Genomic DNA, 19,922 nt, shown 5'->3' on the forward strand with positions numbered 1-19,922 from the left:
CCGTCTTTGGTGCCGTCGGTGCCGTCTTTGGTGCCGTCGGTGCCGTCTTTGGTGCCGTCGGTGCCGTCTTTGGTGCCGTCGGTGCCGTCTTTGGTGCCGTCGGTGCCGTCTTTGGTGCCGCCGTCGCCCCGGCCGCTGGTGCGCAGGGCGACGCCGGCGCCGTCGACGTCCTCGGTGACGCCGTCGGTGGCGCCTTCCTTCTCGCCGTCCGTCTCGCCGTCGGGGCGGCGGTCGCACGTGCGGCCCGCCGAGCCCGTCGCCGCACCGGTGTCGCGGACCGCTCCGGTCGGGAAGCGGTTCATCCCCGTGATCGGTGGGTTCATGGTCGCGGCGGTGGCGATGACCCGGCTGTTCCGCCGCCGCCGCTGACCTTCCCGCGGCGCCCCGGGGCACGTCTCCCGTCGCGTCTCCCGCCGCGTCATGTGCGGATCGCCGACGGGAGGGAGAACTGCTGGTGCTCGGCGGCGACGCGGCGCTCCTCGACCGTCACCGGGCCGAGGGCGCGCAGCGCGTCGACGACCTCCTCGACCAGCCGCGGCGGGGCCGAGGCGCCCGCGGACAGGCCGACGACCCGCGCGCCGGCCAGCCACGCCGGGTCGATCTCCGACGCGTCGTCGATGAGGTGCGCCGGCGTGCCGAGGCGGCGGGACAGCTCGACGAGCCGGACCGAGTTCGACGAGTTCGCGGACCCGACGACCAGGACCAGGTCGGCATCTTGGGCGACCGCGGCCACCGCCTCCTGCCGGTTGGTCGTCGCGTAGCAGATGTCGTCGGATCCCGGTCCCCGCAGGGCGGGGAAGCGTTCCCGCAGCGCGTCGACGACCTCCCCGACCTCGTCGACCGCCAGGGTCGTCTGCGTCAGGTACGACACCCGCCGCGGATCCTCGACGCGCAGCCGCGCGACGTCCTCGGCCGTCTCGACGAGGACGGTCCGGTCCGGCGCCTCGCCGAGCGTGCCCTCGACCTCCTCGTGCCCGGCGTGCCCGACGAGCACGATCGTGTCGCCCCGGCCGGCGAAGCGGCGCGCCTCGGCGTGCACCTTCGTGACGAGCGGGCAGGTGGCGTCGACGACCCGCAGCGACCGCTCGGCGGCGTCGGCCCGGACCTGGGGCGCGACGCCGTGCGCGGAGAACACGACGGTCGCGCCGTCGGGCACCTCGGAAAGCTCGTCGACGAAGACCGCGCCGCGCGCCTCCAGGTCCGCGACCACGTGCCGGTTGTGCACGATCTGCTTGCGCACGTACACGGGCCGGTCGGCGCCGCCTTCGTCGTCGAGCACCCGCTCCACGACCTCGATCGCGCGTTCCACGCCCGCGCAGAAGGACCTCGGCGCCGCGAGCAGGACCGTGCGTGCCGTTGCCGTCACCGCTACCGGTCCCGTCGCGTCGCGAACCGGGCGACGGCGTCGAGCTCCGCCTCCGCCCGCGGGGCGGCGTCGGCGGCGGCGAGCGCGTCGAGGGCCCGGCCGAGCAGCTGATCCGCCTGGCCCTGGCTCCACACCCGCGCGCCCGCCGCCTCGACCAGTCCCGCGGCCCGGCCCACCAGAGCCTCCGGCAGCGCCGCGGCCGTGTCGCCGGCCGGGCCGTTGTAGAACGCGGCGAGCTCCAGGCCGGCCGGGGTGCCCGAGGTCAGGGCGGCGACGACCGGCAGCGACTTCTTGCGGCTGCGCAGGTCCGAGTGGACCGGCTTGCCCGTCGTCGCCGGGTCGCCCCAGATGCCGAGCAGGTCGTCGGCGAACTGGAACGCCAGGCCCAGGTCCTCGCCGAACTGCGCCAGCCGCAGCACCTGGGCCGGCCGGCCGCCGCCGAGCAGGGCGCCGATCGCGCACGCCGAGCCCAGCAGCGCCCCCGTCTTCGCGGCGGCCATCGCCAGGCACGCCTCCACGTCGACGTCGCTGCGGCGCTCGAAGTCGAGGTCCGCGCTCTGCCCTTCGAGGAGCCGCTGTACCGCGGCGCCGAGCATCCCGGTCGCCCTGGTCGCGGCGGGGTGCCCGCACGCGACGAGGGTGTCCATCGCCAGGGCCAGCAGCGCGTCCCCGGCCAGGATCGCCGCGCTGGTGCCGAACACGTTCCACGCCGTCGGCCGGTGCCGCCGGGTGGCGTCGCCGTCCATGACGTCGTCGTGCAGCAGCGAGAAGTTGTGCACCAGCTCGACGGCGACGGCACCCCGCACCACGGCCGTGGGCGGTCCGCCGGCCGTACCGTCGCCGGAGCCGGACCGGTCGTCGCCGGTCACCCGCTCGTCGCCACCGACGGCGGCCGCGCTGAGCATGACCAGCGCGGGCCGCAGGGCCTTGCCGGGGTCCGCGTCGACGGGGCGGCCGTGCTCGTCCCACCAGCCGAAGTGATATCCGGCGATGTGCCGCATCGACGCCGGCAGTGTGTCGACGGCGGCGCGCAGCGCGGGCACGACGCGGTCCCGGGAGTCGGCGAGGACCTCCCGCGCCGATCTCGGCGTGCTGACGGGCTGGGTGACGACCTGGGCGGCGACCATCCGGTCAGCCTCCGATCTCGACGTGTTCGAGGATGCCGAGCGCGTCCGGGACGAGCACGGCGGCGGAGTAGTACGTGCTGACGAGGTACGACGTGACGGCGTGCTCGTCGATGCCCATGAAGCGCACGTTGAGCCCCGGCTCGACCTCGTCCGGGATGCCGGTGCGGCGCAGCCCGATGACACCCTGGTCGTCGGCGCCCGTCCGCAGGACCAGGATCGAGCTCGTCCCCCGGTCGCTGATCGGGATCTTGTCGCAGGGCAGCAGCGGCACGCCGCGCCACGACTGGACCTGCCGGCCTTCGAGCTCGATCGTCGGCGCGTACAGGCCGCGGCTGTTGCACTGCCGGCCGAACGCCGCGATCGCCTTCGGGTGGGCGAGCAGCAGCCGCGACTTGCGCCGCCTGGACAGCAGCTCGTCGAGGTCGTCCGGGGTCGGCGGGCCGGTGCGGGTGGCGATCCGCTGCCGCAGGTCGGCGTTGTGCAGCAAGCCGAAGTCGCGGTTGTTGATCAGCTCGTGTTCCTGCCGCTCGCGCAGCGCCTCGACGGTCAGCCGCAGCTGCTGCTCGAACTGGTTCATCGGCTGGTTGTAGAGGTCCGCGACCCTCGTGTGGATCCTGAGGATCGTCTGGGCGACGCTGAGCTCGTACTCGCGGGGCTTGGTTTCGTAGTCGACGAAGGTGCCGGGCAGGACCGGCTCACCCTGGTGCCCCGACGCGAGGTCGATCGCGGCCTCGCCATGCTTGTTCTGACTTTTGCCGTCTTTTTCCGCTTTTTTCGCGATATGCGCGCCCAGGGCGGACTGCTCGCGGAAGCGGTCGATCTCCTGGCGGCGCAGGGCGAGCAGCGTCGTCGGGGTGCTGGTGCGGATCGTGAAGCCCCAGCTGTTCAGCGTGCCCTCGAAGACGCCGTCGCCGAAGAAGTCGCCGTCGGTGAGCACGCCGAGGAGGGTCTCGTCGCCGTACTCGCCGATGCCCAGCTGCCGGACCTTGCCCTTGACCAGCAGAAACACCCGGTCGGCGGGCTGCCCGGCGGTGACCACGGTCTCGTCGGGGCCGAGCTCCAGCTGCTCGAACCGCTCAGCCATCTGGTGCAGGACCGAGTCGTCCGGGAACTCCCGCAGCGCGGGCAGCTCCCGCAGCTCCTGCGGGATGACCTGCACCTGCGAGCCGGTGTTGGTGAAGGTGATCCGACCGTCGCCGACGGTGTAGGTGAGCCGCCGGTTGACCCGGTAGGTGCCGCCCTCCGCCTCGACCCACGGCAGCATCCGCAGCAGCCAGCGGGGCGTGACGCCCTGCATCTGCGGGACGGATTTCGTGGTTGTCGCAATGGTACGGGCGGCTCTGGTGCTGAGGCTCTTTTGTTTGTCCTGTTCGGTCCCAGTGGTCACGGTCTCAGTTCTCCCGCCCGATCTCGACATTTTCGAGAATGCCGAGCGCGTCCGGCACCAGAACGGCGGCGGAATAGTAGGCGCTCACCAGATACGAAATGATCGCCTGCTCGCTGACGCCCATGAAACGCACCGAAAGGCCGGGCTCGTATTCGTCGGGAATACCCGTCTGGTGCAGGCCGATGACACCCTGCTGCTGCTCACCGACGCGCATCAGCATGATGGACGTGGTGCGGGTGTCGCTCACCTCGATCTTATTGCTCGGGAAGATCGGGACGCCGCGCCACGCCGGGACCTGGTGCCCGCCGAAGTCGATGTTGCCCGGGTACACGCCGCGCCGGCTGCACTCGCGGCCGAACGCGGCGATCGCGCGCGGGTGGGCGAGGAAGAACGTCGGCTCCTTCCACACCAGCGACAGCAGCTCGTCCATGTCGTCCGGGGTCGGCGGGCCGGTCCGGGTGTAGATGCGCTGGTCGTAGGAGGCGTTGTGGAGCAGGCCGAAGTCGCGGTTGTTGACCAGCTCGTGCTCCTGCCGCTCGCGCAGGGCCTCGATGGTGAGCCGCAGCTGCTGCTCGACCTGGTCCATCGGCTTGTTGTAGAGGTCGGCGACCCGGGTGTGCACCCGCAGGACGGTCTGCGCGACGCTCAGCTCGTACTCCCGCGGCGACGCCTCGTAGTCGACGTAGGTCCCGGGCAGGACGGGCTCGCCGTCGTGCCCCGACGCCATGTCGATGGCGGCCTCGCCGTGCTTGTTCTGCGGCTTCTGCGGCTGGTTCTGCATCCGGCGGATGTGCTCGCGCAGCGAGTCGGCCTGCCCGTTGAGCTGCTGCATCGCCTGCCACGACAACGCCAGGACAGTGCAGCTGGTCAATGCCTTGGCGGTGAAGTCCCAGGTCCCGGCGCCACCGGTCAGCACCTCGGAGCCGAAGTGGTCACCGTCGGCCAGGACCCCGAGGACGGTTTCGTCGCCGTACTCACCGGCGCCGATCTTGTTGATCTTGCCGTGCGCGATGAGGAACACCCGGTCGGCCGGCTGCCCCTTGGTGACGATGACGTCGCCGGGCGCGAACTCCTGCTGCACGAACCGGTCCGCGAGGGAACGCAGCGCGTTGACGTCCTCGAACCCGCGCAGCGCCGGCAGTTCCGCCAGTTCCTGCGGGATGACCTGGACCTGCGAGCCGGTGGAGATGAACGTGACCCGCCCGTCGCCGACGGCGTAGCTGAGCCGGCGGTTCACCCGGTACGCGCCGCCGCCCGCCTGCACCCACGGCAGCATCTTCAGCAGCCACCGCGAGGTGATCTCCTGCATCTGCGGCACCGACTTGGTCGTCGTCGCCAGGTTCCGCGCCGCACCGGTGCTGAGGCTCAGCCGCCGCTGCTCCTGTTCGTCATTGGCTTGCGCATTCGATCCGATGGATTCCAGCAGAGTCATTTGTTTGCTTCCAATCACGCATTCGGCGCCGATTGACACGGTTGAACCGCCGCACGACTCATCGGCGACGGCGATGCAATTCAAGGGGATTCGGATCGCTCGCGGGGTCCGGCCACTTCCGCGGTCCATGTGAACGGTTCAAGTATGCCGTCGGACCTGGCCGATCGGGCGATAAACCAAAAATGGTCGGGCAATTTTCAGCACTTACCCGCTAGCGCTATTCCCGGCCCCGCGCAGGACGTTCCCGCCACCAGCAACTGTCGGGTCCACGACAGTTCACCGGCTGTTTACGAGCTCCACCTCGAACCCGTCGCCATCCTCGAGATACGCCGCATAGTGCTCGCTCCCACCCGCATACGGATGCCGCTCGGGAAACATCAGCTCCCACCCGTACCGCGGCGCCGCCTCGACGATCGCGTCGACCCGCTCCCGCCCGTCCACGTGGAACGCCAGATGGTTCAGCCCTGGCCGGCACCGCTCATGCCGCGCCGCGGTCATGGCCGGCGACTCCTCCACGACGATGTACGTCTCCCCGAACCGCCAACTCCGCCCCACCGCCCATTCCCGGTACGGCACCCACCCGAGCTCCCCCAGCAACCACCCCCAACTCCACACCGCCCGCCCTAGGTCCGGCACCCACACCTCAACGTGATGCAGCACAGCTCCCCACCCACTTCCCTTCCCGCCCCCGGCCCTCTTCTCGTCCCGTCCCCCACCCCGCAACCGACCGCGAGCCCCACCGCGGAGCCCGTTCCTCAAGCCCACCATCCCGCCCCTCGCACCGCCAGCCCGCACCACCAATCCCCCGCACCACCGATCCCCGCACCACCGATCCCCGCACCACCGATCCCCGCACCACCGATCCCCGCACCACCGATCCCCGCACCACCGATCCCCGCACCACCAGCCCCGCACCCTCAGCCCCGCACTGCGGTTCCGGCACCCCGCCCCAACACTTCGGCCCAGCACCCCCGCCCGCCACTTCCCCCGACTCAGCGCCCGCAGGTCCGGCACCCCCAAGCTCAGCACCCCTGGGCCCGACACCCTGGGCCTGACAACCTGGGCCTGGCACCCCTTGGCCTGGCACCCCTGGTCTGACATTCCCTGCTGACAACTCATCACGGCGGCCACCCGCCGCATTCCGCCCGCCGGGCCACAGCCATCGCCCAGCCGGGCACCCCAGCCGGGCACCCCGGCCCGCCGCACCGGCCCGCCGCACCGACTCGGCACACGCGGGCCCGGCACACGCGGGCCCGGCACCCCTGGCCCGGCACCCCTGGCCCGGCACCCCTGGCCCGGCACCCCTGGCCCGGCACCCCTGGCCCGGCAAGCTCGGCGTGGCATCAACGCCGGATGCGTGCGCCCGGCCCCTTGCCGCAGCCCACGAAGCAGCCAGCACTCCGTCCACCACACGCCGTCAGCGGGCAGCACACCGTTGACCGCGCTGCACGGGGACGTCATCCAGACCGCGGCAGCACTCCGGGCTCTGCCTGCCGTTCCCCTTCGAAGCGGGCGAAAGGGCCAGTCGTGCCCCTGCTGGACGGCGTTACTCGAAGCGGGACGGGTCGCCGGCGCCGACCCGCAGGATCTCGGGCTCGTCACCGGACAGGTCCACGACGGTGGTCGGCTCGACGCCGCACTCGCCGTCGATGACCGCCTCGACCTGGTGGTCGAGCAGCTCCTTGATCTCCCACCCCTGCGTCATCGGCTCATCCTGCCCAGGCATCAGCAGCGTGCTGGACACCAGCGGCTCACCCAGCTCCGCCAGCAGCGCCTGCGTCACCGTGTGCTCAGGAATCCGCACCCCGACGGTCCGCTTCTTCGGGTGCAACAACCGCCGCGGCACCTCAGGGCTCGCCGGCAGGATGAACGTGTAACTCCCTGGCGTCACCCCCTTCACCAGCCGGAACACCGAGTTGCTGATCTGCACGAACTGCCCGAGCTGCGCGAAGTCCCGGCACATCAGCGTGAAGTGGTGCCGGTCATCCAGCTTCCTGATGTCCCGGATCCGCTCCAGCCCAGGCCTGCTGCCCAGCTGACACCCCAGCGCATAGCAGGAGTCCGTCGGATACGCGATCAACCCGTCATCCCGCAACACGGTGACAATCTGCTGCAACAGCCGCGGCTGTGGATTGTCCGGATGCACGTCGAGGAACCTGGCCACGACCAGAGCGTACGCGCCCACCCTCCGCCCGCCGTCACACCGCACGCACCCGAACCGAACCCCGACCGCGACGCCGACCCTCACCTGCCCGACGATCGCCGACGCCGAGCCCGGTCGCGATCCGTCGTCCTACGGCCCACGGATCACACAACCGCGAACCCACCGCACCCCAGCGCCCGATTGCCACCCTGGATCGCCGCACCTGAACCGGCGCCGACCGAAGCCACCACACCCGTTGCCACCGCGCCGCAGACCGGACCGCCGCGACGGACTCGAAGCATCCACTCGCGCATCCGTCTCAGGCTCCGTCTCAGACTCCGTCTCAGGCAACGGTTCTGCCACCTCGGCGCCTTCCACCGCAGGCCCCGCCTTCTCAGCAACGTGGACCGCGGCACCGGCGGCCTGCCCAGCGGGTTTGTCCGACGCGGGCGCGGCAGGCTCCGCTTCCACAGACACGTGCGGCACGGGTTGGACCGCAACCTCCGCCGGTCCGCCAACTGCACAGACGACGACCGGACCGACAACCGAAGCAGCGGCCACACCGACGACCGGAGCAGAGACCGCACCGACGACCGGAGCAACGACCGAAGCGGTGACCGGAGTGACGATGCGCGAGCCGTCGCGGGCGGTAGCGGGCGCGGCCGTCTGAGCCGAGGCTGCGCGGGCAGCCGCCTCGCGGTCGAGGTCGGCGAGTGTCCTGGCGGTGCGGAGCCGGGCGAGCTTGGCCTTGTGCCGGGCGGCGAGGCCGTGGCGGCGGGCTTCGGCGAACTCGGCGCGGACACGCGTCCGCTCCTCACGCGCCCGCCGCCGCTCGGCCAGCATTTCGGCGAGCCTGGCGTCCCAGTCGATCGGCTCGATGACCGCCGTGCCGGCGGCCCGCGCCGGCGGCTCAAGAAGATGGTGAAGGTGTTGTTGTCGCACGCCCCGACCCCCGCGTCCCGGTGGCATGTCCCGCCCGAAAGCGGCCTGCATCCATCGTCATGGGTGCACGCGGCGGCGTCCAGCGCGAGTCGCCGGCGTCGACACAAAGCCACGGACTCGCTACACAACGTCGATTCCCGATCGTGGGCGGCGCATCGAAGCCGGGGAAGGAGTAGGAAGGTGGCATGACGGATCTGGAGGCTGTGACCGACTGGGTTTCGGGCTACGTGCGGGCGTGGAACAGCAACGATCCCGCAGACATCGGCGACCTCTTCGCGGAGGACGCGGCGTACTACACAGCACCGTTCGAGGAGCCGTGGCGGGGACGGGAGACGATCGTAAAGCAGTGGCTGGCGCGCCGGGACGCGCCCGGCGAGACCACGTTCACGTGGCATCCGGTGACGGTCGGGCCCGAGTTGAGCATCGTGCAGGGCGTGACGGCATATCCCGGCCGGGTGTACAGCAACCTGTGGCTGATCCGGCTCGACACGGTCGGGCAGTGCAGGGAGTTCACGGAGTGGTGGATGCGGCAACCCGCGTCCGCCTGATCGCGCCCGCGAGGAAGACGACGAACGCGAGGGGCGCGGCGGGGAGCCCGACCAGCGCGGTGAGCACGCCTGGGCGGGCGGGCCACGCAGGGGCCGGGTGGCCGGGGGTGGTGCGACCGGCGGCGAGGGCACGGTCGGCGATGTCGATGGACAGGATCTGGTCGGGAAGGATCATCAGGTCCTGGGAGCGGGGAGGCTGCGACGAGGACGACGACGGGGTGACGGCGAGGATCGACAGGCGACAGACGAGTCCGTAGTCGGTGGGGGCGTAGGACTGCTCGTCGCCGTCCGGGCCGATGTCGGTGACGGGCTCCGGGCGGAAGGCGACGACCAGTGCGCGGTCGGCCCACCAGCCGATGAGTCGGGCGGTGGTGACGGCGTACAGGTGGATCGCGCCCTCGGCGGGGGCACCGTCAGTGGCTGAGACGAAGGTGATGCGGGAGTCGCGACCCGCGTCGGAGACGACGGCGAGGGACCCGCCGCCGGGTGTGAAGGCGCCCTTGCCGGCGAGGCGCTGGCCGGCGGGGAGCGTGAAGCAGTGTGCGCTCCAGGCCTCGGCCGTCGCCGGTGGCCGGCCCGGTCCGGTGCAGACCCGCGGGCCGAGCTGGACGGCGAGCGTGCCGTCGGGCGAGAACGCGGCCACGACCGGGGTCCGCGGCGAGGAGACCAGGCCGGTCGGATACGGCAGCAGCGTCGTGTACGAGCCGGTGCCGAGCGAACGGACACCAACAGACGAGCCGGCGGCAGGCGAACGAACACCAACGGACGAGCCGGTGCCGGGCGAACGGACGCCGGCAGACGGGTCAGTGCCGGGCGAACGGGCGCCGGCAGACGGGTCAGTGCCGGGCGGGGCGTCGGCAGACGAGCCAGGGCCAGGCGGACGAACACCAGCGGACGAGCCCGTGCCGAGCGGAGAGACGCCAACAGACGAGCCAGGGCTGGCCGGTGGGACGCCGGCAGACGGGGCGGAGATGAAGACCGCGAGTTGGGACTGGTCGGGTGACCAGGCGAGGGGCGTCACGGAACCGTCGGGGGGCGTGGGCAGAGGAAGGAGACGGACATGTCCGTTGCGGAGCGTGCGGACGGCGATGGCGTTCGAGGGGGTGGTGGTCGGGTCGAGGGCGTCGTGCGGGTAGGCGACCATCGTGCCGTCGGGTGACAGGTGCAGCGACTCGCCTGGGATGGCCGATGCGTAGGGCACGTCGAGGATGTGCTGGCCGCCGTTCGCGTCGACGAACGAGACGCTGCCCTCGGTGTCGGTGAGGAGGTTGCGCAGGCCTGAGGTGCTGCCGCCGACCGCGACCGGGACCGCGTCGACCGGTGCCGACTGGAGCGTCGGCGTCCACGGCCACGGCGCGTCGATCCGGTCCGGAAACCCGTCGAGCGTCACCGGGAACAGCGCCGCCGGGGGCGACGACACCGCAGACGAAGACATCGGGGACGAGGACACCAACGACGGAGACGCCGGGGACGGGAACGCCGGGGACGAGGACACCAACGACGGGGACGCCGGCGGGGACGGGAACGCCGGGGACGAGGACACCAACGACGGGGACGCCGGCGGGGACGGGAACGCCGGGGACGGGAACGCCAACGACGGGGACGCCGGGGACGGGGACACCACGGACGGGGACGCGGTCCATGTCGAGGCGGTGGCCAGGGCGTACAGGGAGACGAGGGGGGCGACGTACGAGGCGGTGACGCACAGGAGCCAGCGGGCGACAGGAGTCACGGGAGGGCCGGCAGGGGTGTCGGGCGGAGGCGGTGCCAGACCACAGTTGTGTAGGTCATCAGGAGGGCCGTTGTCAGGACGTGGAAGGCGGAGAAGGCGATCGCGTTCTGGTTGACCGCCTGGACCGTTTCCCAGTCGGCTGATGACGGGCGGCCCGACAGGACGGCGAAGACGAGGGTCGGCACGAGGGCGACGCGCCAGACGAGCAAGGTCCAGTGACGCAGGGTGGTGCGTCTGTCGAAGCCCAGGCGGGTGGCGGTGGCGCTGATCATCAGGAACCAGAGGAGGAACAGCAGGAGGTACGCCCAGAGGCCGTCGCGCGCGACCGAGCCGATACCGGTGGGGAGCTGGAGTGCGTCGGCGCGGTGGAGGGACCAGATGTTGACGGCCTGCAGGATCGCGTGCGCGGCGCCGGTCGCCAGGAAGGCCGCGGTCAGGTACTGCCACCACCTGGCCGGGCGGCCGAAGGCGACGAGGGCCTCGACCTCGGCGGCATCCGGGACGCCGCCGTGCGTGGCGCACAACAAGCCGGATCCAGAGCCGGCGGCGGGGGCGGGGGCGTAGCCGGGCAGGCCGCAGCGGACGCACGGCATCGGCACGACGGTCACAAGGTCGGGAGCGTAGAGGAAGGAGACGGGGTGTGCTGACCGCTGAACGTACGAATGAACAGGGCCCAACAGCCTGTCGTGATTGCGGCATTGTGGGCCCGGCGGAGCGGCCGTGTGCATACGGTTGATCAATGGAAGACTCCCAGCAGCGGGCCGATCAGCTGGTCGACGTGCTCGTCACCGAGTTCGGCGAGCTGATGGCCCAGGACCCCGCCGCGTTCCGCCGGAAGTTCCGCAAGATGGCGGCGACGCCGTTCGCGTTCTACCGGGGCAGCGCCTGCGTCTACTACGCCGACCTCAACGGCGTGCCGGATCCGTTCCTCGACGAGCGGACCTCCGCCGTGTGGATCCACGGTGACCTGCACGCGGAGAACTTCGGCACGTACCTGAACTCCGAGGGCATCCTCGTGTTCAACGTCAACGACTTCGACGAGGCGTACGTCGGGCCGTTCATCTGGGACCTGAAACGGTTCGCGGCGAGCATCGCGCTGATCGGCTACGCGAAGGCCCTGTCCGACACGGTGATCGGTGACCTCGTCAGCAACTACGGCCGCACGTACGTGCAGGAGTTGCGGGCGATCGCCGCGGGCGGCGAGGAGGCCATCGGGTCGCTGACGCTGGACACCACGGAGGGTGTGCTGCGCGACGTGCTGCACCGGGCCAGGCTCAACACGCGCGTCGCCCTGCTCGACGAGCAGACGGTGATCGAGGACTACGACCGGCGGTTCGCGATGGGCGACGGCGTGTACGCGGTCGACGAGCCGACCCGGCAGGAGGTCGAGGCGGCGTTCGAGCAGTACCTGCCGACGCTGCCGTCGTGGGACGGGTCACGGTCGCCGCGGTACACCATCAAGGACGTCGTGATGCGTAAGGGTGTCGGCATCGGGTCGGCCGGGCTGCCCTCCTACAACGTCCTTCTCGAGGGGCACACGCAGGCGCTGGAGAACGACGTCATCATCTACATGAAGCAGGGGCAGACCCCGGCGGTGTCCCGGTGGATCACCGATCCGAAGGTCAAGGCGTACTTCAAGCACCAGGGGCACCGGACGAGCGAGTCGCAGCGGGCCCTGCAGGCGCACGCCGACTCGTGGGCCGGTCACACGCAGCTGCGCGGTGTCGGGCAGGTCGTCGCGGAGGTGTCGCCGTACGCCGCGGACCTCGACTGGAGCGACGTCAACGAGCTGGCGGACCTGACCAGCGTGGTCGAGTACCTGGGCCGGGCGACCGCCCGCATGCACTCGGTGGCCGACGACGAGTCCAGCCACGACCTGGTGAACTTCTCCACCGAGGAGGCGATCGTCGCCGCGATCGACCGCGACGAGGACGGGTTCGTCGCCTCGCTCGTCGACTTCGCGCACGACTACGGGGCCCGCGCCCGCGCGGATCACCAGATCTTCGTGGACCTCTTCCGCAACGGCAAGTTCCCGGGCCTGTAAACATAGGGGCATGGCGCGCATCGAACGACTGGTCACATCGGGCACGTTCTCGCTGGACGGCGAGACGTTCGACGTCGACAACAACGTGTGGATCGTCGGCGACGACGAGGAGGCGGTCGTCATCGACGCCGCCCACGACGCCGCCGCGATCCTGCACGCCGTCGGCTCCCGGCACCTGCTCGCGATCATCTGCACCCACGGTCACGACGACCACATCGACGCCGCGCCGGAGGTGGCGCTGCGCACCGGCGCGCCGATCCTGCTGCACCCGGAGGACCTGCCGCTGTGGCACATGCGCCACCCCGACGTGGGGCCGTCCGCGACGTTGTCCGACGGTCAGGTCATCACGGTCGCCGGCACCGACCTGACGGTCCTGCACACTCCAGGCCACAGCCCGGGCGCCGTGTCCCTGTCGGCGCCGGACCTGGGTGTGGTGTTCACCGGCGACACCCTCTTCCAGGGCGGCCCCGGCGCCACCGGCCGATCGTTTTCGGACAAGCCGACGATCCTCGAGTCGATCCGCACCCGCCTGCTGACCCTCCCCAAGGATACGGTCGTGCACACCGGCCATGGTACTGACACGACCATCGCCGCCGAGTCCGGCATCTGAAGACGCGGGCCGGCGGGGGACTGATCAGAAAACGACAAACGGAAAGTCCCGTCGACGGGGACAGACAACGGCGGCCCGGACTGCCATGATGTCCGGCGTGATTCGCCTCTACGGACTGCTGTTCCTCATCGATCTGGTGATGCTGGTCGTCGCCCTGATCGACTGCCTGTCCTCCGACGAGGACCGGGTGCGCAACCTGCCGAAGGTTGCCTGGGTGTTCATCATCCTGCTGTTCTCCCCGATCGGCTGGATCGCCTGGTACGTCGCCGGCCGGCCACAGGCGGTGCCCGCGGGCGGCACGTGGCGCCCCGGCAGCGGTTTCCCCGAACGGGACCGCCCGCGCGCCGTGGCACCTGACGACGACCCCGCGTTCCTGCGCGAGATCGCCCGGACCCGCCGCGACGACCAGGAGATGTTCAGCAAGTGGGAGGCCGACCTCCGCCGCCGCGAGGAAGAACTACGCCGCCGCGAACAACGCCCCGAGTAAAGCGAGCAACACCCCGAACAAACGGGCAACACCCCGAGTAACGAGCAACACCCCGCAGCAGCGGAGGAGATCAGGTAAGGCCGGCGTCGAGGCGGGCACGCAGCCACGGCAGCATCACGTCGGCCTGGTCCTGCTGGAAGCGCCGCAGCGTCGGCAGGCCCGGCGGCTCCGGCTCCCTCGCCCTGTCCGTGAAGAACGCCGTCAGCCCCGCCACGACCGCCGTCACGTCCGCCGGGTCGGGCTCGAAGAAGTCCAGCGCGTCGTCGGCGATCTCCCCACCGTACAGGCGGACATTGAGCAGCAACGACAGCGTGTCGAACCATGGCACGCCCACGGCGGCGCTCGGCCAGTCGACGACCATGACCGATCCGTCGGGGCGGATGAGGAGGTTGTCGGCGCGGACGTCGACGTGCACGAGCCGGTCCCCCGCCAGGGCCGCGACACCCCGCTCCGCGAGCTCGACCAGCAGGTCCAGGTTGGACGCCACCCAGGGATCCAGCGACAGCGGCGGGTCCGCGGCCAGCCGGCGCCACCCGCCGAAGTTGTCCGCGAGCAGCGACGGCAGCGCCGGCAGCCCGGTCGCGGGCACGGCGAGCAGCCGCAATGCCGCGAGGACCGCCTCGATCTCCGGCTGCTGCCACGGTACGTGCGGCTGACGGCCCTCCACATCGGCGAAGACGAGCGCGACCCAGGTGCCGTCGTCGTGGAAGCCCAGGAGCCGGGGCGCGGGCACGTCCGCCGGCAGCGCCGCGGTGACCCGGGCCTCGGCGCGGTGCAGGGCGACGCTGTGCTCGTTGTGCCCGGCGCTGACCGCCTTCACGAACGCCCGCTGCCCGTCGGCGAGCAGGACCCTGTCCGCGGTGCCGGGCGAGAACCCGCCGGCCTGCGACACGGCCTCCACCACCGGCCCGCCGAGGATCGCCTCGACCGCGTCGTGCACCGAAGTCGGCAGGTCGTCCCAGCCGATGCGTACCCCGGAAGCCTGGACCATCGCACGATCGTCGCACCTCACGACGCGCCTGCGCGAGCACACGTTCGGGGGCTGCTAGCATTCCGGTCGTCGAACAGCTGATCGGGGAAAGCGGGCGGACGGTGGACCGGCAACCTCAGGGCCTCGGCCCGGTGCTCACGGTGCCGAACCTGATCAGTTTCGCCCGCCTGATGGGCGTGCCGCTGTTCCTGTATCTGTTCCTCGCCACCGACGCCACCGGCTGGGCGGTCGCCGTGCTCGTGATCGGCGGCCTCAGCGACTGGGTCGACGGCTTCGCGGCCCGCCGCCTCAAGCAGGTCAGCCGCCTCGGCGAGCTGCTGGACCCCCTGGCGGACCGGCTGTACATCCTGGCCACCCTGTTCGCGCTGACGTTCAAGGACGTCGTGCCCTGGTGGTTCACGATCACGCTGCTGGCCCGCGAAGCGGTCATGATCCTGTGCCTGGTCGTCCTGCGGCTCCTCGGCCACGGCCCGCCGCCCGTGCACTACGTCGGCAAGACCGCCACCGCGGTGCTGCTCATGGGCTTCCCGATGATGCTGCTCGCGCACTTCAGCGAGGCCGCCCGGCCGTGGGCGCTGCCGAGCGGCTGGGCGTTGTTGTGGTGGGGGATCGTCCTGTACTGGGTCGCCGCCGTCTTCTACTTCATCCAGGCCGCCATCCACGTGCGGGCCGGCCGGCTCGCGTCGTGACGTCCGCTCGCCGCGACGACCTGCTCGGCGACCTGTTCCGCACGCCCCTCGATCCCGGCTACGCGCAGGCCGCCGCCCGCCGGGCCGCCTCGGGCGCACCGCCGCCGCGGTGGGGCCGCGCCGCCCGGGCGGTCACGCTCGCCGCCGTCGGTTTCCTGCTGGCGGTGGCGTACCACCAGGTGGTGGCCGAGGCGCCGTCGGCGAGCCGGGCGCGCGACGACCTGGTGGCGGACGTCCGCTCCCGGCAGCGCACGGCCGAGGACCTCCAGCGCCAGGTCGACACGCTGCGCGCCCAGGTCGACCAGGCCCGCGACGACGCGCTCGCCGACGCGTCCGGCGCCGCGACGCTGCGCGGCCTCGCCGCCGGTGCCGGCACCGCCAAGGTCACCGGCGACGGCGCCGTCGTCCGGGTCGTCGACGCTCCCCCGCAGATCGACCCCGTCACCGGTCGCACCGCCGAGGAGAATCTCGGCATCGTGCTGGACCGCGACCTGCAGGACGTCGCCAACGGCCTGTGGCAGGCGGGCGCCGAGGCGATCGCCGTCAACGGCCAGCGGCTCACCGCGACGAGCACGATCCGCGCCGCCGGCGGGGTGATCCTGGTCGACTTCAAGCCCGTGACCGGCCCGTACGACGTCGCCGCCATCGGCTCCTCCGACCTCGCCGACCGCTTCTCCTCCTCCGCGACGGCGAAGCGCTTCCGCCGGTACGTGGAGAACTACCGCATGCAGTTCAGCGTCAAGGCGCGCAAGGGCCTCGTCCTCGCCGCCGCGCCCGAACCGCCGCTGCGATACGCCCACCCGCCGGCACCGTCACCGTCGGTGTCGCCATCACCTACTGGAGGTCGCCGGTGATCGCGGTGATCGCGCTCGCCATCGGAGTCGCGGCGGGCATCTTCCTCGAGCCGACCGTTCCGCTGGGGCTGCAGCCGTACCTGCCGATCGCCGTCGTCGCCGCCCTGGACGCGGTGTTCGGCGGCGTCCGCGCCAAACTCGACGGCATCTTCGACGACAAGCAGTTCACCATCTCCTTCGTCTCGAACGTGCTGGTCGCCGCCCTCATCGTCTACCTCGGCGACCAGCTCGGCGTCGGCGGCCAGCTCTCCACCGGCGTCGTGGTCGTCCTGGGCGTCCGCATCTTCAGCAACGCCGCCGCCATCCGCCGCCACCTCTTCCGCGCGTGACCACCCCACCGCCGGACGAGACTCCGGCCCCCACCCCACGCCGCCGCCCGTCCCCCCGTCCCCTCCCTCTTCCGGGCGACATTTCGGAAATGTCGGGGAAGGGGGAAATTTCGGGCGAGGCGCACGGCGCACCCGACATTCCCGAAATGTCCGGTGAAGATGGCGCTCCGCAGCGAGCCGCGGCACAGGAACACGAGGCAATCACCCCCGCCTCCCCGGAGGAAGACACACCGCGTCGAGCCGTGACGCAAGGACATGAGGCGACCACCCCTGCCGCCCCGGAGGCGGACGCACCACACCGGACCGCGGCACAAGGACACGACGCGATCGCCCCCGACACCCCGGACGGGGACGCACCGCACCGGACCGCGTCACAGGGACACGACGTGGTCGACCCCCACACCTCGGATGGGGACGCACCGCACCGGACCGCAGCGCAAGGACATGACGCGATCGACCCCGACATCACGAAACCCAAGGGGTCGCCCGGCGAGTCCGCAGCAGGAGCCCCCGGCGGCGGCATCCCAGCTCTCCATTCGACCGACATTTCGGAAATGTCCGGAACAGAGGGCGGATCCGGACCCGGCGACGATGAGGGCGGAGCGGACCGCGGAGGTTCGGCAGCCCGGCACATGGACGGCGAATCCAGGTCGCGCGACGACCGGGGCGGAGCGGACCGCGGAGGTTCGGCTGCCGGGCAGGGGAAGCGGCGGGGTGGGACCGGGCTCGTCATCGCGTTGTTGCTGGCGTTGCTCGGGTTCGGGATCTCGGTGCAGTTCAAGGCGGGCAGCTCCGACGCCGAGCTCGCCGCCGCCCGGCCGGAGGACCTCGTGCGGATCCTCTCCGACCTGGACGCGCAGCAGGACCGGTTGCGGCGGGAGATCAGTGACCTCGAGGACAGCCGGCGGCAGCTCGACTCCGGGGCGCAGGGGCGCGACGCGGCGCTCGCGGAGGCGCGGAAGCGGGCCGACGAGCTGGGGATCCTGGCGGGGACGCTGCCCGCCGAGGGGCCCGGGTTGTCGATCGAGATCACCCCGGGGACGGAGAAGGTCAAGGCGGAGGTGATCCTCGACGCGGTCGAGGAGCTGCGCGGGGCCGGGGCCGAGGCGATGCAGATCAGCGGGCGTGACGGGGGCACGGTGCGGATCGTGGCGGCCACGTACTTCGTGGACGGGGACAACGACCGGCTGGTGGTCGCGGGGCTGAGTCTCGCCGCACCGTATACGATCATGGTCATCGGAGGGCCCGACACCATGCGCACGGCGCTGAACATCCCCGGAGGGGTGGTGGACAGCGTGCGACAGCACGGCGGTACGGTCTTGGTGCGCGAAGCGGACCCGGTGCGGGTCACCGCGTTGCACACTGCCGGTGAGTTGAAGTACGCGAAGCCCGCCTGAAACACGAAGCGACGAGCGAAGGACCGACGTGATTCCCGAGGAACTGCGCTACACGGCGGAGCACGAGTGGCTCGCACCGGCGGACGCCGGCGCCTTCAAGGTCGGCATCACCGACTTCGCTCAGGCGGCGTTGGGCGACATCGTGTTCGTGCAGCTGCCCGAGGTCGGCGCGAAGGTGCAGGCCGGTGACTCGTTCGGCGAGGTCGAGTCCACCAAGAGCGTGTCGGAGATCTACGCGCCGGTGTCGGGTGAGATCGTCGCGGTCAACTCGGCGCTGGACACGGCGCCCGAGTCGGTCAACTCCGACCCTTACGGCGACGGCTGGCTCGTCGAGCTCAAGGCCGACGACCCGGCGGCGGTCGACGCCCTGCTCGACGCCGCGGCATATCGGGAACTGACCGAAAACAGCTGAGCAGCACGGGACCCGACAATGGTGACCGGGTCCTTCCCCAAGAAATCGTCCGACGACATGCGACAGGAAATACGGCCACGCGCTGCCGCGCGTCTGGTTGACCCGTGATTTCGGGCGTGACTAGGCTCGCTCAGTCAACCGTATGCATTGGCCTGTCGCATCGGAGGACACCGCAGCAGTCGACCGTGAGGTGGTTCCATGACGCGCCCAGACGACGAGTTCCCCCCGCTCGACGTCACGTCCACGCTCAACCTTGGCGCCATTGAGGATGCCATCGCCGGGCCGGACGACGACGTGGTCCCCACCCGCGTGTCGGGGTCGCTCCCGCCGGGCACGGCCCTGCTGGCGGTGCGCCGCGGGCCCAACGCCGGTGCGCGCTTCCTGCTCGACCACGACGTGACGACCAGTGGCCGGCACCCCGACAGTGACATCTTCCTCGACGACGTGACGGTGTCCCGCCGCCACGCCGAGTTCCACCGTGAGGGTGGCACGTTCACCGTCCGCGACGTGGGCAGCCTCAACGGCACGTATGTGAACCGTGAGCGGGTCGAGGCCGCGACCCTGAGCAACGGCGACGAGGTCCAGATCGGCAAGTTCCGCCTCGTGTTCGTCGCAGGACCGCGCCCCGACGAGAGCTGAGGCGATGACGGCGTCGGCAGCCGCCTGGGAGACACCGCAGGACCGCGACGGTCACGACCGTGGCGGTCCTCAGGGCGGTCCCCACAGCGCTGCCCGGGGTGAGCGCCTGATGAGCATCGGCGAGGTGCTCGCGCAGCTGCGCGCCGACTTCCCCGACGTCACGATCTCCAAGTTGCGCTTCCTGGAGACCGAGGGCCTCGTCGAGCCACGGCGGACGCCCGCGGGCTACCGCAAGTACACCTGGACCGACATCTCGCGGCTGCGGTACGTCCTGACCGCCCAGCGTGACCAGTATCTCCCCTTGCGGGTGATCCGCGAGCATCTCGCCACGATGGGCGATCCGCTGACCGACGTGTCGCAGTCGATGCCCGTCGAGGCCGCGCCCGAGGTGCGGCTCAACCGCGAGGAGCTGCTCGACAAGGCCGGCCTCGCCGACGCCACGCTGCGCGCCCTGGAGGAGCACGGCCTGGTCAAGGCCCGTCCGGGCGGCGGGTTCGACGCCGACGCCCTCGAGGTCGCGACGGCCGCGGCGCGGCTGGGCGAGTTCGGCATCGAGCCGCGCCACCTGCGGGCCTACCGGGGCGCCGCGGACCGCGAGATCGGCCTGTTCAGCCAGCTGGTGACGCCGATGACCCGGCAGAGCGGGCCGGCGGCGCGGGCCCGGGCCGCGGACACCGTCCACGAGCTCGCCGCGCTGACGCAGCGGGTCCACGCCGCGCTGGTCCGGGCCGGGCTCCGCGAAATCCTCGGTAAGTGACCCTCCCTGACACCCTCGACGGGAGCGATCTTCGCC

The 19,922-nt window shown here is 71.3% G+C and carries 22 protein-coding genes; 11 read left to right on the plus strand and 11 right to left on the minus strand.

Features of this window, described 5'->3' with window-relative positions:
* The 8 genes from ACZ6TV_RS49720 to ACZ6TV_RS49755 form a co-directional block, all read right to left on the minus strand.
* On the minus strand, window positions 1-323 hold a 323-nt coding region (locus ACZ6TV_RS49720), incomplete at its 3' end, for a hypothetical protein (RefSeq protein ID WP_465307727.1).
* A gap of 95 nt (window positions 324-418) precedes the next feature.
* Window positions 419-1,366, minus strand: coding sequence for a 4-hydroxy-3-methylbut-2-enyl diphosphate reductase (locus ACZ6TV_RS49725; RefSeq protein WP_465307729.1), 948 nt, complete (start codon window positions 1,364-1,366; stop codon window positions 419-421).
* A gap of 2 nt (window positions 1,367-1,368) precedes the next feature.
* Entirely contained in the window at window positions 1,369-2,493 is a 1,125-nt protein-coding gene (locus ACZ6TV_RS49730; protein ID WP_465307731.1) for a family 2 encapsulin nanocompartment cargo protein polyprenyl transferase, read from the minus strand.
* A 4-nt stretch (window positions 2,494-2,497) separates the two neighbouring features.
* A complete protein-coding gene (locus tag ACZ6TV_RS49735) occupies window positions 2,498-3,910 on the minus strand; it encodes a family 2B encapsulin nanocompartment shell protein (RefSeq protein WP_465307733.1) in 1,413 nt (470 codons plus the stop codon).
* Window positions 3,885-5,312 carry a family 2B encapsulin nanocompartment shell protein gene (locus tag ACZ6TV_RS49740; protein ID WP_465307735.1) on the minus strand — a complete coding sequence of 476 codons (1,428 nt, stop codon included), beginning with the start codon at window positions 5,310-5,312 and terminating at the stop codon, window positions 3,885-3,887. Before ACZ6TV_RS49740 ends, ACZ6TV_RS49735 begins: the two co-directional genes overlap by 26 nt.
* A 276-nt stretch (window positions 5,313-5,588) precedes the next feature.
* The gene (locus ACZ6TV_RS49745; RefSeq protein ID WP_465307737.1) at window positions 5,589-5,972 is read right to left on the minus strand and encodes a VOC family protein; all 384 of its coding nucleotides are present in this window, start codon (window positions 5,970-5,972) and stop codon (window positions 5,589-5,591) included.
* Between the two features lie 886 nt (window positions 5,973-6,858).
* Window positions 6,859-7,476, minus strand: a complete 618-nt coding sequence (locus ACZ6TV_RS49750) for an L-threonylcarbamoyladenylate synthase (protein WP_465307739.1) — start codon at window positions 7,474-7,476, stop codon at window positions 6,859-6,861.
* 129 nt (window positions 7,477-7,605) lie between these two features.
* Window positions 7,606-8,397 (minus strand): hypothetical protein, encoded by a 792-nt coding sequence (locus ACZ6TV_RS49755; RefSeq protein WP_465307741.1) that lies wholly within the window; start codon window positions 8,395-8,397, stop codon window positions 7,606-7,608.
* Window positions 8,398-8,582: 185 nt separating this feature from the next.
* Here ACZ6TV_RS49755 and ACZ6TV_RS49760 point away from each other — a divergent pair, with 185 nt between their 5' ends.
* Window positions 8,583-8,945, plus strand: a complete 363-nt coding sequence (locus tag ACZ6TV_RS49760; protein WP_465307743.1) for a YybH family protein — start codon at window positions 8,583-8,585, stop codon at window positions 8,943-8,945.
* On the opposite strand, the gene ACZ6TV_RS49765 is transcribed toward ACZ6TV_RS49760, so the two are convergent.
* Both ACZ6TV_RS49765 and ACZ6TV_RS49770 read right to left on the minus strand, forming a co-directional pair.
* Window positions 8,908-10,677 (minus strand): hypothetical protein, encoded by a 1,770-nt coding sequence (locus ACZ6TV_RS49765; RefSeq protein ID WP_465307745.1) that lies wholly within the window; start codon window positions 10,675-10,677, stop codon window positions 8,908-8,910. The genes ACZ6TV_RS49760 and ACZ6TV_RS49765 overlap by 38 nt on opposite strands.
* Window positions 10,674-11,285 carry a hypothetical protein gene (locus ACZ6TV_RS49770; RefSeq protein ID WP_465307747.1) on the minus strand — a complete coding sequence of 204 codons (612 nt, stop codon included), beginning with the start codon at window positions 11,283-11,285 and terminating at the stop codon, window positions 10,674-10,676. The genes ACZ6TV_RS49765 and ACZ6TV_RS49770 overlap by 4 nt, the downstream gene beginning before the upstream one ends.
* A gap of 131 nt (window positions 11,286-11,416) precedes the next feature.
* On the opposite strand from ACZ6TV_RS49770, the gene ACZ6TV_RS49775 reads away from it, so the two are divergent.
* The 3 genes from ACZ6TV_RS49775 (at window position 11,417) to ACZ6TV_RS49785 (ending at window position 13,818) form a co-directional block, all read left to right on the plus strand.
* Window positions 11,417-12,721: a DUF2252 domain-containing protein gene (locus ACZ6TV_RS49775; protein ID WP_465307749.1), complete on the plus strand. Its 1,305-nt coding sequence runs from the start codon at window positions 11,417-11,419 to the stop codon at window positions 12,719-12,721.
* Window positions 12,722-12,731: 10 nt separating this feature from the next.
* Window positions 12,732-13,331, plus strand: a complete 600-nt coding sequence (locus ACZ6TV_RS49780) for an MBL fold metallo-hydrolase (protein ID WP_465307751.1) — start codon at window positions 12,732-12,734, stop codon at window positions 13,329-13,331.
* An 88-nt stretch (window positions 13,332-13,419) separates the two neighbouring features.
* Window positions 13,420-13,818: a PLD nuclease N-terminal domain-containing protein gene (locus ACZ6TV_RS49785; RefSeq protein WP_465307753.1), complete on the plus strand. Its 399-nt coding sequence runs from the start codon at window positions 13,420-13,422 to the stop codon at window positions 13,816-13,818.
* A 70-nt stretch (window positions 13,819-13,888) separates the two neighbouring features.
* On the opposite strand, the gene ACZ6TV_RS49790 is transcribed toward ACZ6TV_RS49785, so the two are convergent.
* Window positions 13,889-14,809 carry a phosphotransferase family protein gene (locus tag ACZ6TV_RS49790; RefSeq protein ID WP_465307755.1) on the minus strand — a complete coding sequence of 307 codons (921 nt, stop codon included), beginning with the start codon at window positions 14,807-14,809 and terminating at the stop codon, window positions 13,889-13,891.
* A gap of 101 nt (window positions 14,810-14,910) precedes the next feature.
* Between ACZ6TV_RS49790 and ACZ6TV_RS49795 the strand changes: the two genes are divergently transcribed.
* From ACZ6TV_RS49795 to ftsR, 7 genes are all read left to right on the plus strand, one after another.
* Complete coding sequence (locus tag ACZ6TV_RS49795; RefSeq protein ID WP_465307757.1) at window positions 14,911-15,498, plus strand: CDP-alcohol phosphatidyltransferase family protein; 588 nt, start codon at window positions 14,911-14,913, stop codon at window positions 15,496-15,498.
* Window positions 15,495-16,352 carry a DUF881 domain-containing protein gene (locus ACZ6TV_RS49800; RefSeq protein WP_465307759.1) on the plus strand — a complete coding sequence of 286 codons (858 nt, stop codon included), beginning with the start codon at window positions 15,495-15,497 and terminating at the stop codon, window positions 16,350-16,352. Before ACZ6TV_RS49795 ends, ACZ6TV_RS49800 begins: the two co-directional genes overlap by 4 nt.
* Entirely contained in the window at window positions 16,349-16,681 is a 333-nt protein-coding gene (locus ACZ6TV_RS49805; protein ID WP_465307761.1) for a small basic family protein, read from the plus strand. The genes ACZ6TV_RS49800 and ACZ6TV_RS49805 overlap by 4 nt, the downstream gene beginning before the upstream one ends.
* Window positions 16,682-17,421: 740 nt before the next feature.
* Window positions 17,422-18,078, plus strand: a complete 657-nt coding sequence (locus ACZ6TV_RS49810; protein WP_465307763.1) for a DUF881 domain-containing protein — start codon at window positions 17,422-17,424, stop codon at window positions 18,076-18,078.
* Between the two features lie 28 nt (window positions 18,079-18,106).
* On the plus strand, window positions 18,107-18,490 hold the full coding sequence (gene gcvH, locus ACZ6TV_RS49815; protein ID WP_465307765.1) for a glycine cleavage system protein GcvH: 384 nt from the start codon (window positions 18,107-18,109) through the stop codon (window positions 18,488-18,490).
* Between the two features lie 198 nt (window positions 18,491-18,688).
* Entirely contained in the window at window positions 18,689-19,129 is a 441-nt protein-coding gene (gene odhI / locus ACZ6TV_RS49820) for an oxoglutarate dehydrogenase inhibitor Odhl (RefSeq protein WP_033358822.1), read from the plus strand.
* Window positions 19,130-19,238: 109 nt separating this feature from the next.
* Window positions 19,239-19,886, plus strand: a complete 648-nt coding sequence (gene ftsR, locus ACZ6TV_RS49825; protein ID WP_465307767.1) for a transcriptional regulator FtsR — start codon at window positions 19,239-19,241, stop codon at window positions 19,884-19,886.
* Window positions 19,887-19,922: the final 36 nt, after the last annotated feature.

The sequence above is a fragment of the Dactylosporangium sp. NPDC051087 genome (assembly GCF_055586325.1).